14 protein-coding genes and 3 pseudogenes are annotated in these 15,723 nt (G+C 41.2%); 12 read left to right on the forward strand and 5 right to left on the reverse strand.

Going from position 1 to position 15,723, the window contains the following annotated elements; all coding sequences use genetic code 11:
* A pseudogene (locus AC2VE5_RS14330) lies at positions 1-233 on the reverse strand (hypothetical protein); the annotation flags it as partial.
* Positions 234-355: 122 nt separating this feature from the next.
* Between AC2VE5_RS14330 and AC2VE5_RS14335 the strand changes: the two are divergent.
* The 4 genes from AC2VE5_RS14335 to AC2VE5_RS14350 all read left to right on the forward strand — a co-directional run bounded on the left by AC2VE5_RS14335 (position 356) and on the right by AC2VE5_RS14350 (position 4,490).
* On the forward strand, positions 356-610 hold the full coding sequence (locus AC2VE5_RS14335) for a TIGR02450 family Trp-rich protein (RefSeq protein ID WP_486888420.1): 255 nt from the start codon (positions 356-358) through the stop codon (positions 608-610).
* 506 nt (positions 611-1,116) lie between these two features.
* Positions 1,117-1,980 (forward strand): ferredoxin:protochlorophyllide reductase (ATP-dependent) iron-sulfur ATP-binding protein, encoded by an 864-nt coding sequence (bchL, locus tag AC2VE5_RS14340; RefSeq protein ID WP_486888421.1) that lies wholly within the window; start codon positions 1,117-1,119, stop codon positions 1,978-1,980.
* A gap of 34 nt (positions 1,981-2,014) precedes the next feature.
* Positions 2,015-2,953 (forward strand): DUF5331 domain-containing protein, encoded by a 939-nt coding sequence (locus AC2VE5_RS14345; protein WP_486888422.1) that lies wholly within the window; start codon positions 2,015-2,017, stop codon positions 2,951-2,953.
* Positions 2,954-3,089: 136 nt separating this feature from the next.
* Positions 3,090-4,490 (forward strand): ferredoxin:protochlorophyllide reductase (ATP-dependent) subunit N, encoded by a 1,401-nt coding sequence (locus AC2VE5_RS14350; RefSeq protein ID WP_486888423.1) that lies wholly within the window; start codon positions 3,090-3,092, stop codon positions 4,488-4,490.
* A 97-nt stretch (positions 4,491-4,587) separates the two neighbouring features.
* Here AC2VE5_RS14350 and AC2VE5_RS14355 read toward each other — a convergent pair.
* The 4 genes and pseudogenes from AC2VE5_RS14355 to minC form a co-directional block, all read right to left on the reverse strand.
* A pseudogene (locus AC2VE5_RS14355) lies at positions 4,588-5,454 on the reverse strand (choice-of-anchor L domain-containing protein).
* A gap of 470 nt (positions 5,455-5,924) precedes the next feature.
* Positions 5,925-6,221, reverse strand: a complete 297-nt coding sequence (gene minE, locus AC2VE5_RS14360; RefSeq protein ID WP_486888449.1) for a cell division topological specificity factor MinE — start codon at positions 6,219-6,221, stop codon at positions 5,925-5,927.
* Between the two features lie 26 nt (positions 6,222-6,247).
* Entirely contained in the window at positions 6,248-7,054 is an 807-nt protein-coding gene (minD, locus tag AC2VE5_RS14365; protein WP_486888424.1) for a septum site-determining protein MinD, read from the reverse strand.
* A complete protein-coding gene (gene minC / locus AC2VE5_RS14370) occupies positions 7,051-7,851 on the reverse strand; it encodes a septum site-determining protein MinC (RefSeq protein ID WP_486888425.1) in 801 nt (266 codons plus the stop codon). The genes minD and minC overlap by 4 nt, the downstream gene beginning before the upstream one ends.
* Positions 7,852-8,015: 164 nt before the next feature.
* Between minC and AC2VE5_RS14375 the strand changes: the two are divergent.
* The 8 genes and pseudogenes from AC2VE5_RS14375 to AC2VE5_RS14410 all read left to right on the forward strand — a co-directional run.
* Positions 8,016-8,749 (forward strand): annotated as a pseudogene (locus tag AC2VE5_RS14375) (DUF3370 family protein); the annotation flags it as partial.
* Positions 8,750-8,885: 136 nt separating this feature from the next.
* Positions 8,886-9,206: a 1-acyl-sn-glycerol-3-phosphate acyltransferase gene (locus tag AC2VE5_RS14380; protein ID WP_486888426.1), complete on the forward strand. Its 321-nt coding sequence runs from the start codon at positions 8,886-8,888 to the stop codon at positions 9,204-9,206.
* 51 nt (positions 9,207-9,257) lie between these two features.
* Entirely contained in the window at positions 9,258-10,370 is a 1,113-nt protein-coding gene (locus AC2VE5_RS14385) for an aminotransferase class V-fold PLP-dependent enzyme (RefSeq protein WP_486888427.1), read from the forward strand.
* 16 nt (positions 10,371-10,386) lie between these two features.
* Complete coding sequence (locus AC2VE5_RS14390) at positions 10,387-11,142, forward strand: class I SAM-dependent methyltransferase family protein (protein ID WP_486888428.1); 756 nt, start codon at positions 10,387-10,389, stop codon at positions 11,140-11,142.
* Positions 11,139-11,900, forward strand: coding sequence for an alpha/beta hydrolase (locus AC2VE5_RS14395; RefSeq protein WP_486888430.1), 762 nt, complete (start codon positions 11,139-11,141; stop codon positions 11,898-11,900). Before AC2VE5_RS14390 ends, AC2VE5_RS14395 begins: the two co-directional genes overlap by 4 nt.
* Positions 11,901-11,918: 18 nt before the next feature.
* Positions 11,919-12,539 carry an SDR family NAD(P)-dependent oxidoreductase gene (locus AC2VE5_RS14400; RefSeq protein ID WP_486888431.1) on the forward strand — a complete coding sequence of 207 codons (621 nt, stop codon included), beginning with the start codon at positions 11,919-11,921 and terminating at the stop codon, positions 12,537-12,539.
* Positions 12,540-12,625: 86 nt separating this feature from the next.
* Positions 12,626-13,168: an MOSC domain-containing protein gene (locus AC2VE5_RS14405; RefSeq protein WP_486888432.1), complete on the forward strand. Its 543-nt coding sequence runs from the start codon at positions 12,626-12,628 to the stop codon at positions 13,166-13,168.
* A 145-nt stretch (positions 13,169-13,313) separates the two neighbouring features.
* Positions 13,314-15,521, forward strand: a complete 2,208-nt coding sequence (locus tag AC2VE5_RS14410) for a Bpu10I family restriction endonuclease (protein WP_486888433.1) — start codon at positions 13,314-13,316, stop codon at positions 15,519-15,521.
* Positions 15,522-15,723 lie beyond the last annotated feature (202 nt).

Consider the following 15,723-nt stretch of genomic DNA (forward strand, 5'->3'; position numbering starts at 1 on the left):
CTAGCGCTACTGCCAGTGGAGAGAGTGTAAGACCAAAGCGGGGTCGCAAGACCTCCGTAGAGGCGACTGTCCGTGAAGCTGGAAGCCCACACTATATCGGTACTCCGATTAGTGTTGGGTAGTTCACTGGTTACTATCCACTCAAATTGCTTGGTATTGTCAGACATTGGCTGTCCGTCACTATCTGGGTAAATAATGTCTTGGTCTACACTCAGATTTGTTGCGGCAGTCATATTATCTCCCGGTCAATATATAAGGTAGCGATTTCTTTTATTGTATAGACTCCGGCTGGAAGGAACGATATCCCTCAACCTTGAGAGAAAGTTGTGATATTTAAAGTCTCAAATACCCTGTTATGCAAAAAAAACAAAAATTTCCTTATTTAGTTGGTTCTAAATGGACAGCGCAGCAAAAAATAGATGGCTGGCGGCATTTTCAGGTTGTCAATCGCAAAAATCAAGGTAAATGGGTTTTTGCGGAAATGGTTGCAGCTTGCGATCCTCTTGTCCGTTTTTGGGTAAATGCTAAGTTGCTCAAAAATGCTTCCCAATGGCAAGCTGGTTGGCAATCTTTACAGGAAATAGAAGCACTTGAGGGCGATGTCTCTTAGAAATGCAGCGATTTGAGCAAAATTTATTATTTTTAACATTAGTAGCTGACTTCACTCTTATCTTGTTCTCTTAATAGATACAAACTCTAATCAAAACTCTGTATTCTCCAAGCAAATACCTCTTACAGGCTGTTTATACCAGCTTCAGCGTCGGGTAACTAGGTCTTGTTGAGTTCTCTCATTACTGCCCTTACCTTTTTCCCGGCAGCTTCTGGAGAAAAAACACTTTTGTTTTTTGTAACTTTTTTTATAAATAAATGAACTTAAATTCTTTTTTGAGTTGTTTTTAGAGATTAAAACAGGTTTTTGAGCTTTTAATACTATTTTTTCTTTCACTAAGACTATTTGAGTCTGATTTAAGCCTCTACTTATCTTGCAACCCCCTTTCTTTTGTGCCGGAGTTGAACAATAATTCAATCAAAGACCTGACACATCAAAACAAACAAGCTAGTAGATAAATTTTTTAAACTAGCAGTTCGATAAACAACGATAGGAGCCAAAAATAAGTGAAACTTGCAGTTTACGGAAAAGGTGGCATCGGCAAATCTACAACTAGCTGTAACATCTCTGTTGCCTTAGCCAAGCGTGGCAAGAAAGTATTGCAAATTGGCTGTGACCCCAAGCACGACAGCACTTTTACTCTCACTGGGTTTTTAATTCCCACAATTATCGACACGCTTCAGGAAAAAGATTACCACTACGAAGATGTTTGGGCTGAAGATGTCATCTACAAAGGCTACGGTGGTGTAGATTGCGTAGAAGCTGGCGGACCTCCGGCGGGTGCTGGCTGCGGCGGCTACGTAGTTGGAGAAACAGTAAAATTGCTCAAAGAACTCAACGCCTTTGATGAGTACGATATCATCTTGTTTGATGTGTTGGGTGACGTGGTATGTGGCGGGTTTGCAGCACCTTTAAACTACGCTGACTATTGCTTAATCGTGACCGATAATGGTTTTGATGCTTTGTTTGCCGCTAATCGCATCGCTGCTTCTGTAAGAGAAAAAGCACGCACCCATCCCTTGCGCCTAGCGGGACTAATTGGCAACCGTACTTCCAAGCGCGATTTGATTGAGAAGTATATAGAAGCTGTACCAATGCCAGTATTAGAAGTATTGCCTTTAATTGAAGATATCCGCGTATCTCGCGTTAAGGGTAAGACTTTGTTTGAAATGGCAGAAACAGACCCATCGCTAAATTATGTCTGCGATTACTACCTCAGTATTGCCGATCAAATTTTGGCACGACCAGAAGGTGTTGTACCTAATGATGCTCCAGACCGCGAATTGTTCTCCTTGCTGTCTGACTTCTATCTCAATCCCACTACTCCCGTCGCAAATCAGGAAGAAAAACTAGATTTGATGATGGTTTAATCCGCCCTTGTTTTGAGGACGAAGGTAAGAAACAATGGCTTTTTTCGGTAATCTGAAAAACTCATTAAAACAGAAGTGGTTGCAATATTTTCAAAGCAATCGCTTCTGGATTAGCTTACATTCTGATGCAGTGGATACTCCTGACGGTGGCAAGCGTCCTGCGTCTTACCTCATCCTAGGAATAATTAATGCCCTAGAACCGCAACTAGCAGAATTAATGTTGCCTTTCTCGAAGCTAAACCCGAATGTAGATAATTTGATTGATGTATTGGGGTTGAATTTCGATCCAGATTTGATGTTAGGCAACAGTCCTCCTGCGAAAATTGAGGTGCAAGAAAATCAACCAGTTCAAGCCAAGGATTTATTGCAGGGTAACTTTGACAATGATGAAGCTGTTGTAGTTATTAGCGAAACGGAAAGCTTGAGGGGCGGTTCATCCGTCACCAAGACTTTTCAAGAAACGGAAAGCTTGAGGGGCGGTTCATCCGTCACCAAGACTTTTCAAGAAACGGAAAGCTTGAGGGGCGGTTCATCCGTCACCAAGACTTTTCAAGAAGCGGAAAGCTTGAGGGGCGGTTCATCCGTCACCAAGACTTTTCAAGAAGCGGAAAGCTTGAGGGGCGGTTCATCCGTCACCAAGACTTTTCAAGAAGCGGAAAGCTTGAGGGGCGGTTCATCCGTCACCAAGACTTTTCAAGAAGCGGAAAGCTTGAGGGGCGGTTCATCCGTCACCAAGACTTTTCAAGAACAAGACGCATTTACAATTACATCTTTCGATCAGATAACGTTTGATGGCATGGAAGAAGGAATTATAGACAATAATGCGATCGCAAATTCCTTAGATGATTTTAGCGATGCGTTTTTGGATCTAGGCAATACAGCTAACTTGGAGTTTGAACTTACATCCAATAATGAAGATGAAGGGCAATCTCAAGATGCTCAAGATATTTCTGGTCTATTTCCCAACTTCTAACAGAGGGTGACTGGAAAAGGAGCGGAAGATTTTAGATAGATTTATTGCCGCGATTAAGAGCTATTTCTGTTGTGGCAGCTTTAAGAACACCAATTTTAACTAATCCTTAATAGTTCAAGGGGAGAATACTAAATTTATGACCGTAGCTCAACCGGAAACACTAAACTTTGAATGCGAAACTGGCAATTATCATACTTTTTGCCCTATTAGTTGTGTCGCTTGGCTTTACCAGAAAATTGAAGATAGTTTTTTCTTGGTAATTGGTACAAAAACTTGCGGCTATTTCCTGCAAAACGCTATGGGGGTAATGATTTTTGCTGAACCCCGTTATGCAATGGCGGAATTAGAGGAAGGAGATATTTCCGCACAGCTAAACGATTACGAAGAATTGAAGCGGTTATGTTTGCAAATAAAGCGCGATCGCAATCCTAGCGTAATTGTCTGGATTGGGACTTGCACGACTGAGATTATCAAGATGGATTTGGAAGGATTAGCACCAAAATTAGAGTCAGAAATTGGCATCCCGATTGTAACTGCTCGTGCTAATGGCTTAGATTATGCTTTTACTCAAGGGGAAGATACGGTACTTGCAGCTATGGCAGCCCGTTGTCCCGAAAAAGCATCGGTTGTAGAATCTGAGAAAAAAGAACGCAATGCGATCGCATCATTGCTCAATTTTGGTAAAAAGAAGGAAGATGTCGCTGCCGATGAATCGGAGTATGTCAACCATACACCATTAGTTTTATTTGGTTCTTTACCTGACCCCGTAGTTACGCAGCTAACTTTAGAACTCAAAAAGCAAGGAATTAAAGTATCCGGCTGGCTACCATCCAAGCGTTACACAGAATTACCAGTAATTGAAGAAGGGTATTATGTCTCTGGTGTCAATCCCTTCCTCAGCCGCACCGCTACAACTTTAATGCGTCGCCGTAAATGTAAGCTTATTGGTTCGCCTTTCCCCATTGGTCCAGATGGAACTCGCGCTTGGATTGAAAAAATCTGCTCAGTGCTAGGAATTACCCCCAAAGGTTTGGACGAGCGAGAAGCGCAAATTTGGGCAAGTATGGAAGATTATTTGCAGCTAATTCGCGGTAAGTCAGTCTTTTTTATGGGCGACAACTTACTAGAAATATCTCTAGCGCGGTTTTTGGTACGGTGTGGCATGACTGTGCCAGAAATTGGCATTCCTTACATGGATAAGCGCTTTCAGGCTGCGGAGTTGACGCTGTTAGAAAATACTTGCAAAGAAATGGGCGTGCCTTTACCGAGAATTATCGAAAAACCAGATAATTACAACCAAATTCAGCGCATTCAAGAAACTCGTCCAGATCTCGTAATTACAGGGATGGCTCACGCCAATCCGCTCGAAGCGCGGGGTATTAATACCAAGTGGTCGGTAGAATTTACCTTTGCTCAAATCCACGGCTTTACTAATGCTCGTGACATTTTAGAATTGGTAACTCGTCCTTTGCGTCGCAACAACAATCTTAAAGATTTGGGTTGGGAGAAGTTGGTGAAAGAAGAAGCCAAAATCTAAAGTTAAAGCTGCTGTGTCTGTACCAAAATACACAACACTTAGAATAATGCGATCGCGTTGTTTGGATGAGAAACGCGATCGCATTATAGTTACTAACTTAAGCTTGTTGCTTGCGCTGCAATAGCTTCCGACCACTCAAAGCACCAAAAGCTAATATACCCAACATTGAAGTAGGTTCGGGGACGGGTTCTGCCGGAGTAGAGGAGAAAGTTTTAGCTTGGATAAATACACCCGAATCATAGACATCATCCCCGGCATCTGCAATTGCCAGCTTGATTGTATGGGTTCCAGAACCAATATTTAGAGCAGAGGCAGTAAATACACTTGTGAACCCATCATAGCCAGTATTGTAGAGTGCGCCACTTGCCAAATCATTATTTTTATAAAACCCTGAATTCACACCAAGGTTAACGTTATCAATAGCAACAGGAGTAGTAGTTAAAGGGATAAGAGGTATATTTTACCCGTCCAAGAAGAAACCGAACACGTCGTTAAACGATGAATTAACGAACTTATTGTATTCCTCCGATGCAAAAACATAGTTAAAATAAAGGTCTCCCCCAGTGCTTTGAAAATCAAATTCCAGCACCGTAGCATCACGGGTATTGAAACCTGGAACTAAGGTATTTAAGTCTGTATCCCCTGCAACTCCATTACTTGTTGATGTGCTTTCTGCCCTATTTGGTCCGGCGGCATTATTGGCATTACCGCTAGTTAAAAGGATACCTGATTCAATACCTAGTCCTGAAGCTAAGCCATCTGTAAAAAATCCAGAGGCGTTGGCCCCGCCACTATAGTTAACGTTTGATATCGTAATACCTGCACCCAAAATACTATTAGCTAAATCGCTGCCATCAGTAGTAATAGAAGTAATAGTAACTGCACTAGCTTGACTGCCAGCTAAAGCTAGTCCCACTAATGCTAGTGTTCCTGATTTTAAAAACTGAATCGTTTGCTTGTTCATTTTTAGATACTTAAAGTTGATAACCCAAATCGAGTGAGTAAACAAGGCGATCACGCTCAACTGGCATAATTAAGTAACCTCCCCCAATAAATTACTTAAAACTGTTAGTATTATTTCGCACTTGTCTCTTTTGCTGAACTTAGACTGTCACAATGCAATTAAAAATATTATGTTTTTTCTATACTTGCTCAAATCATCATACTTAAGCAGATGGCAAAGCTAATTTGTTACTCAGTAAAATTACTGACCTTGCTGAGGTTAGCTAGGTTTTCCCTTATGTTCGCTATTGACAGCCTGCTTAAAGCTAGTGATAAATAATATACAGATAAAAATATAAATATGTAGGTAATCCCAACAAATTATTTAGTGAGGCGATCGCAACTTACAATTAGTCCACAGGATCTAAGAATAGAAAAACTGCTATGCCTCGATCAAAAGACACAGCAGTTAGCAATCGGGTAAAAAAGTAACTACTTGCTCGGTTTTACTTCTTCTTCTTCTTTGACACGGCGAATAGGCAAATTGGCAATCAAAGCCGTTGCCCGTTGGTTGTTTTCCAAGCAAAATTCCAGCCCTTCTACTTCAAGTTCGACGTAACGCGATACCACTTCCAAAATCTCTAACCGCATTTTTTCCAGCATTTCTGGATTTAGAGCCGCGCGATCGTGAGAAATCACCACCTGTAGCCGCCGCTTGACTTCCGCGCGACTACTGTCATTACTATTACGAGGCAGAGGAAAGAGCCGATCCAAAAGTTCACCGATCATAGCAGTAGCAGGAGAAAGAACATCGCTTAAATGATTTTTGTCCACAATAATTTGCGGATTCGAGAAAAGATATTATCTGGAGGCGCATTTAGATCGATAAATTCAACGGTTTGCCCTTCCAAACGACGGGCTATGTTATCAAAAGCCGTTCCCGCTAAGGACGGAGTTTCAGACAATACCAATGGTTCGCCACGATTGGTCGAAACAATTACGCGCTCATCTTCAGGAATTACCCCAATTAAGGGAATTGCCAAAATTTCCTGCACGTCTTGCACCGACATCATATCGTTTAGCTGTACCATCGCTGGACGCAGACGATTGACTATTAAATTGATACGTTTGATCCCTTGGGCTTCTAGTAAGCCAACGACGCGATCGGCATCTCGTACTGCGGAAATTTCTGGAGTAGTAACAATCAGAGCTTCTTTAGCAGGAGCGATCGCATTTTTAAACCCTAGTTCGATGCCTGCGGGACTATCAATAACAACATAATCGTACGTCTTAATTAAGGTATCCACAAGCTCCGTCATTTGTTCGGGACTTACGGCTTCTTTGGTGCGATTTTGCGCTGCTGGTAATAGCGCCAAACCTGGGATGCGCTTATCTTTGACTAAAGCTTGTTCTAACCGACATTCTCCAGCAAAAACTTCGATTGCCGTGTAGACAATGCGGTTTTCCAAACCAAGCAATAGATCCAAATTTCTTAGACCAAAATCCGCGTCTACTAAAGCAACTTGCTTACCCAATCGGGCTAGAGCCATGCCTAAGTTTGCGGTGACGGTGGTTTTACCTACTCCGCCTTTACCAGAAGTGGTGACGATAATGCGACTCATGACTGTGGTAGAAACTGGGACAACGACTTAGAAAAATCAGCAGCTTTGGTGAGCCGAATGCCATCAGGAGTAACATAAGCAACTTCAGGATAGTATTCCTCCAGTTGGTTGGCTGGTGCTCTTGCTACATACTTAGCAATCCGCAACTGTGTTGGTTCCATTTGCAACGCCATAATTAGACATTTGGCATTACCATTAGCACCCGCATGAGCTACCCCACGCAAGCGACCCCAAACTAGAATATCGCCATTGGCGATCGCGATACCACCAGGATTGATATCTCCCAACACGACTACTGTACCAGAGTGACGAATCTCTACACCAGAACGAATAGTCATTTGTAAATATAATGGTTCTACTAATGGTGGATTAGAGGCGACGGGCGCAGTTGCTAAGGTTGATACGGGGGCTTGTTGCTCGACGCAATAGCCAGCCGTAGCCGCCGCTACAGCAGTTTGGCGACGGTTAGTGCGCACTCGCTGCATTTGCAGGTGGACTTCGCTCAAAGCATCGGCTATCTGTTGTAGTTGTCTGCCATCTAGTAATCGATCGGCGGCTAGTAGTTCGACGGAAGTATGGGGTTGCCAAAATCTGTCGCCAGCATTTAACCGTTGCTTCATTTGCTGCCAAATTTCTGACCAATTATCTGCGGACGCTGGCATTTCTGCTTCGGTGGGCAAAATTAAAAGCAAACGATCTCCTTCACTTTTAAAGCGTACTTGGAGATTGACCTTTACTTCTTCTGTAGCAGGCGTAAGGTCAGAAACAACTTCAGGCAGGGCAGAATCAGAGGTCATGCAAAAAATAGGGGCAGGCAATCTAGTGATATTAGGCAAGCAGGATTTCTTGTATTAAGTTAAAAAAGCAAATCTACTCACTTAATGAATACCATACTAAATTATTCCTAATTAGAATCCCTAAAAAATAATACTTTTGCGATCGCGCAATATATTTGACTTTCATGAAAACTCCTAAGCAGATTTGGTATCCGGCAATCGCCTCCATTGCAACTTTGCTATATTTTTTGCCAATTCCTAAGTTAGTTGTTGCCCAAACAACACCTAAAGATGTCATTCAACCCCAGGAAGTTCGCCCATTACCAGGGAAATTAGACAATATTCCGGTATTTAATAGCAATAGCCCCGAAGGAGGCAAAGCAGATGGTATTTTACTATCCACTTTTCCCCAACAGATAAAAAAGTACCAGCAGCGCACCTAAACTATCCTTTAGAAGGACGCTTTGATTTATTTGCTCACCATTTCAGCTATTATCTCAAAGATTCCCAGATGCTTTATTTGGGGATAATTGTTAATAATCCAGGTAAAAAGCCTGTAACTATTGATGTTTTAGCCGCCGCCAGTTATTTACTGCCAGATGCGCCTTACGTCACTTTGTCGCCTTATTTAGAAAATAACGATGGTAAAGTTTATTCTGGACCAGGTGATCGCGCTGTAAGTGATGTTTTGGGTGGTATCCGTACTACTTGTTTTCCCCAAAAGCTAGTAATTGCCCCAGGAGAAAGCCAAATGCTAATGAATGCGCCGATTCCTGTCCGCGATTTAGCCAAAGCAGTCAACGGGCGATCGACATTAATGCAATTAAATAGTAGTAGCAAAGTATATGTAGCAAGTCTGGCAATGTTCGCCAAACAACAAAGCGATCCAGTACCGAATTTAGCCCAGAAGAACAACGGGCTTATAACTTACACAGTCAAGACTTAAGCCGCGAGACAAATCCAGTTTCTCATGCAGTCCGCAAAGTTATTTTAAATCAGACTGAGGGGCAATCGCCTTTAACTTCTGAACCGTTTGTTTACCAAGATAAACCGCTATGAAATTCGATTATGCACCTGCGCCGGATTTGGGAGATCCTTTAACTAAACGCTTGGGGAGTTATCCGCGCGTACCAGACTTGGCTTGGGATACTCTGCGACTTTGCGGTAGTTGGCTTGCAGTCACACTATTAAGGTTGCAATATCGGCTGAGTGTAAAAGGGCAAATTCCTCAAGGCGATCGCATTGCCATCGTCGCAAACCATCAATCGCACTTAGATACCATAACTTTGCTTGCCGCAATACCCGCCAAAATCCGATGTCAGATTGTTGTATTAGCCGCCGCAGATTACTTTTTGGTCAACTTAATCGGGCGTTAGCAGCCTCCTTGTTATGTCAAGCTGTAGCTTTCGATCGCCTCCCTCAGCGTCATGGAATTAAAACAGTGGCGACTTCGCCTCAAAACTGCAACCTCCGGCTGGATTTTGTTTTATCCCAGTGGTAGCCGCAAAAGCTGCAAACTCCAACACGGATTATTAAAACTATTACTGAAAGAAGGCTGGACAATTGTACCCGTACATTTGGGCAATATCCTCTTACCAAACTGGGTTAAACGAGTCGAGAAGCTGCGCGAAGATGTTGCCCTGTGGCTGGGTTGTCATAGCGAACAAGTTGCCTTTGTACCTTCTACCAGTGTGGCACTAACGATCGCCGCCTATAGTCTAACTTGGCAAAACGGCGACACTATCCTCTATCCAGCTAATGGCTTTCCCGCTAACGTTTTACCTTGGCAGAGTTTAGACCGCTTTGGCGTTCAGGCGCAAGCTGTGCAAGACTGGGCGCAACTTTGGGGTGAATCGGTAAAAATGGTCAGCATTTCAACTGTTGACTTTACAACAGGAATAGAACAATCTTGGCAGCAAGTAGTACAACAAGCAAGCGCTAAAGGGATTTGGACTTGCGTTGATGCAATTCAATCGGCGGGAGTTAAACCTAGTTGGTGTCCTGAAATTGATTTTTGGTGTGCGGGGACGCAAAAATGGTTAGCCTCTGGTTTGGGGTTAGCTTTATTAGTGCTTAGTCCTAGAGTTTTAAGCCAATTGTCTCCACCTTTTCCTACTTGGTTGGGATTAAATCAACCGCCCCTGGTTCAATCGGGGATGAGTAAAACCGCGCGTGGTTGGGAATTAAGCTGGTCTTCTCCCCAAGTGAGCGCTCGATTTGAAACTAACCTTAAATATTTTCAATCTTCTGGCTGGAACAACATAACTCAAGGAGTAAAACAACGCCGCGATTACTTGCACGAACGCTTATTAGAAATGGGTTGGAAAGTTGTATCTTGTCCCGAACGGTGGTCTGGGCTTGTTTGTTTCGATCCAGGATTGGGACAAACAGAATTGATTGTGGTTGATGGCTACAAAAAACGCATTATTACCGCTCAAAGAGGCGATTATGTCCGTCTATCGCCGCATATTTTTAACTCAATGAGAGGTTTGTCTAAAACCGTTGATTGGCTGTGGAAGTGTAAGCTCAAATACCGCTAAATTACCTCTAAAAGCAATGAAATATCAAATTTTACGTTTTTTACTCAAAACTGTCGGCAAACTCAGTAAAGGCATTAGTTTAGGCTGGAGAACAGGCTTTGATTCTGGCGTAATGCTGGAATATGTTTATGAAAATAAGCTCCAAGGAATCACGCCATTAGGAGTATTAATTGACCGAATATACTTATCAAACAAAGTTTGGGATGGAGTGCGATCGCGTCGTCAAATGCTAGTAGAACAACTTAATGATGCAATTTCCCATTACAGCCATCCTCAAGTGTTCGATTTAGCGGCGGGGGTCGGTTCGTATTTATTTTTATTACCTTTTGATCGCGCAACGATTATTGCTGGCGATTACAACGATGAAGCGGTTACTCAAGGAAAAGCCAAAGTCAAGACGCAAGGGCGCAGCGATATTGTATTTAAACATAACGATGCGTTTAATTTATCTGCCTTTGCTAGTCAAAAAGCTGATATTTTAGTTTCTTCTGGATTCTTTGATATTTTGACAGAAGACGAGCAAATTAAAACAGTTTTAAGTAATGGTTCATCTATTACTCAACCTGGTGCTAGATGGGTATTTACAATTGAAGAAAACCATCCAGATTTGAAATTATTGCAAGAAAGTTTAGTAGATTTGAACCAAAAACCTTGGAAATTAGTACTGCGCCCAGCGCAACAACTAATCGACTGGGCAAAACCTTACGGTTGGGAAATAGAAACGCTGCAACGCAATGATTATTTTGCTGTAGGAACAATGGTAAAAAGATGAAGTTAAGCAATCAACCATTTTTATTAGAATCCACAGGCGATCGCGCTAGCTTGCTATTGCACGGCTTAGGTGGCGGTGTATATGAGATGCATCTGTTGGGTGAATACTTACATAGGCGCGGCTTAGCTGTTCAAGGTATAAATTATCCAGGTCACGCGGAACTTATGCCTAAAATGCCTGCTTCTAAGTGGCGCGAATGGTACGAACACGTAGAAGAAACCTATCAAAAGCTATGTTTAAAATACGCCAGCATCTCAGTAATTGGATTCTCTACAGGTTGCCCTTTAGCGTTATATTTAGCAGCTACAAATCCTGTAGAAAATTTGATTTTACTTAGTCCTTTTTTAGCAATCAAACACGAGTGGTATTACTTATTAAAACCCGAAACTTATCTAGCTTCCGTAGGTAGATTAATTAATGATGTACCTCGCTTGAAATTGCCAATTAGAGATAAAGTTATGCGAAAAGCTGCCGAAGAAGCTGCTTTTTTTAGAACCTTTAATTTGCCCACCGTTAAAAGTGCGCTGGAATTGATTAACGCAATTAAGCCTTTGTTACCTCAAATTGATGTACCAACATTAATTATTCAGTCGTCAAAAGATACCGTAGTCGATCCCAACGGAGCAAAAATCATTTATCGGCAAATAGGCTCTAAAGAGAAAAAGCTTTGTTGGTTGGAACAATCCGACCATATTATTTTATTAGATGTAGAACGCGATCGCGTATACCAAGAAATTAACGACTTTCTACTGCCATGAAAACCGTGTGGGTGACTGGTGCAACAGGGTTTTGGGGTCGTAATGAGCTTATTGCGGCTAGATTGGCGCGTAGTGGCGCTGACGCGATCGCCTCCAGAGGAGTTGATATTGTGGGCGCGATCGCAAAACAAAGAATTAGTATGGCAACACTGCGATTTGCAAAACCTTTCCTTACAACAACTGCCAGAATTAGAACCACCATCGGCATTATTTCACTGTGCCGCAGTTTTTGACAGCTTAGAAACAATGATGCAAGTAAATGTAATATCTCCTATTCATCTAATTGAAAGCGTTTTACCAGCAATGCAAGAGGCTGGCGAAGGTAGAATCGGCATATTTTTAGGTCAAAATGGGCGCATTGGATTGCCAAATTTAGGGCATTTTAGCGCTACCCAGGGCGCTATGTGGACTTGGGCAGAATCTCAATCTCGCACTCTAACAGACAATGTTTCTTTAAGCTTAGTATTCCCGCCCCGTGCGCCTTCGGATTTGCAAGGACAACTAGCAGAAAAACTAAGCAAACCACCAAAATTATCTACTCGCCCAACGGCTGACAATTTAGTTAAAAACGTACTATTAGGGCATCGGCGTGTAGGTCGTCGTCCTATACTTGCAGGTATATCAACTTTGGTATGGTGAGCGAAGATTGGGGGATTGCGATCGCTACTAAAATTATGATTTGCTTTTTGTTGCGATCTAAAGCTTGAAAGTAGGAGGTGATGTAAATGGATGGTGTAGTAGTCGAGGTTAGCCGCAGTGAGGCGCACACTTTCACCAAACTAAATCAAGAAAGCATCCAACTTTTGACAGGGCTTGGTGTTGAAGGTGATTCCCATATGGGTAAAACAGTCAAACATCGTTCGCGGGTGGCAGTTGACCCAACCCAGCCCAATTTACGCCAAGTGCATTTGATTCATTCAGAACTGCATGATGAGTTGCAAGCGGCTGGCTTTGTTGTATCCGCCGGACAAATGGGTGAAAATATTACGACGCGCGGGATCGATCTGCTTAGTTTACCGACTGGAACAAAACTACATCTAGGCAACACAGCAATAGTTGAAATAACAGGTCTGCGAAATCCCTGCACCCAGTTAGATCGATTTCAGTCAGGATTGATGGCGGCGGTGCTAGGGCGTGACGAGAAAGGAAAGCTTATCCGCAAAGCTGGGGTTATGGGGATTGTTATAGTTGGTGGTAAGGTATGTGTTGGCGATTCAATCTGCATTGAGTTGCCACCACAACCGCACCAACCTTTAGATCAAGTTTGAAATGAATTTAGATTGAAGTTTGGCGTTTGAGCTACAACCGTACTACTTGCAGCAGAACGCGGATAAAATTATTTCTGAGTTACTGTTGAGGGTTGCATTTTAAAATGAATATTAGTTCAAGTTCAAAATTATTACAATTCAAATAATGCAAAACAGCTTATTTTTATTTAATAAGTTAAAAGAAAAGTTTTTGACACAAAAACCAATTAATCTAGACTTATCCATCTCTCAGAATATTTTAGATATTGATGATAAAGTACGGTCAAATATCTTTCCTTGGCGGGGACAATTTTCTCCTCAGTTAGTTGAAAATCTTTTACTTGCTTATTGTCCAAGAAATGCTACTATTCTCGACCCTTTTGTAGGAAGTGGAACAGTTCTTTATGAAGCAGCCTGTCTTGGTCTTCATGCTTTTGGATGTGAAATAAATCCCGCAGCATGGATTCTTAGCAAAACCTACAAATTAGTCAATTTGGAGATTAGTGAACGTATAAAAATTATTAACTCAGCAAGAGTTAAATTAGAAAAATATTTTCCTAAACCCACCCTTTTTGAGATTGGTGCAGTACAAGAAATTGATTTATTAAGCTTTCATGATTCTCTTACTATGCTTTATAGCTGTTTAGAGGGTTTTGAAAGAGGAATTATAGACACTTTAGTAATACTTCTTGACCTAGCAAACAATAATTTAACTATAGAGCGTATTTACAATATTTTTTTTACTCTCTGTCAAACCATTAATAATCTTCCCTATTCTAAATCCTCAATTATTACCTCACTAGGTGATGCGCGTACTCTTACTTTTGAGGAGAATACTATAGATTTTATTATTACATCTCCTCCTTACATTAATGTTTTTAACTATCATCAAAATTATCGATGCTCGGCAGAAGCGTTAGGCTGGGATTTGCTCAAAATAGCCAAATCAGAAATAGGTTCTAATCGGGCAAATCGCGGAAATCGATTTTTGACAGTAACTCAATACTGTCTAGATATGGCTCTTGTTTTAGGCGAATTACAACGTGTTTGCAAACCTAACTCTCGTATGATTTTTGTAGTAGGTTATGAATCTAGGGTTTTAGGAGTTCCTTTCTATAATTCAGACATCATTTCTCAACTTGCTAGAAACTCAGCTTCTTTTGAATTAGTTCTTACACAACAACGCAATTTTAAAAATAAATTTGGCAAAAATATTCGCGAAGACATTTTACATTTAGTCCCAAACAATTTTTATATACCCGTAGCAGAATGGGATCGAATTGCTAGGAATATTGCTGATAAAGTTCTTAAAGAAAGTTTGAAATTTGCATCGGATGCTAACAAACACGCACTAATTGAAGCAATTAGGAAAGTTCCAGATGTAGTTAAATCTCCTCTTTACATTAATCAGTCACTCACTTCTCATCAATCAACTTCTATTTCAACACAAAGTAAAAATATTATGCTTCAGTTGCCTACTCCTCACTACGACAAACTTATAGCTTGTCTAAATAACTCTAGACTACCTATCGCTGATAAAGATAGGGTTGAGGAGGCACAAAAGAAGTATCAGCAGTGGATTCAGGAATTAGCATCGGTAGAAAGTGGAAAACCAGATACGGTTGAAAAGTTAGTTGAAGCGACTAATCGTTATAAGCGATTTATCGAACTCGATCTAATTTTTGATAGTTCAAATAACTTTCTGTATCGCCAAAAAGGGCAGCTTAAGCTTGATAACACAATTCTTGAGGAATTTCTACCTCAACTAATATATAGAAGTTTGGGAGGGATAGATGATTCTTTTGAGATTGGACCTAAAAGCACATTTGCAGGGCTAAGTTTTCTTTCTTCTCTCGGAAATCCAGGACAAGGCGGCGAACCAACTTTAAGAACAAAAAATCAAGATTTTGTATTGGGCAAGAAACTATACTTAAAAACCTCTTTTGATAGAGAGTTTACAAATTCTAGATTGGTCGAGTCTCATCTTGGATATATTTGTGCTGAATGTAAAACTAATTTGGACAAAACGATGTTTCAAGAAGCTGTAGCTACCAGTAGAGATTTAAAGATTGCAGTCCCTAGTTCGCTTTACTTTTTGGTATGTGAGTTTTTAGATATGACTCCAGTTTCGATTATTTCAACTCAAATTGATGATGTATTAATTGTTAGAAAATGCAGGCGAATGTCTGCGAATATTCGTCAAGAATACAGAACACCAGAGTCGCGGAGAGAGTATCGACAGGAATATGCTGATTTTATTGATGCTTCAAAATACTATCCTGACGTTTTCCAAAGAATGATTGACAAAATACAGACCTTGGTGAGCGATACTACACCTGGAGTTCAACAGGTATTGAAGCGGGGACATTTCTAGATTAAGCTTTTGTAGTTTGAGTCAAGTCTAAATCCAAATTGGAGGCTAACAAAAAGATAAACAGTAAACGAACGGCGATCGCCTGTGTCAACTAAACCGTAGATTTACTATATAGCCCAGGAAGTTTATCTGTGTAACTAAATATAGGAAGTTACGTATAAATATCATGTTTAAGTGCTTATGCAAGGTAGTTAAAGAGGAA

The organism is Aliterella sp. E5.1 (assembly GCF_057473825.1).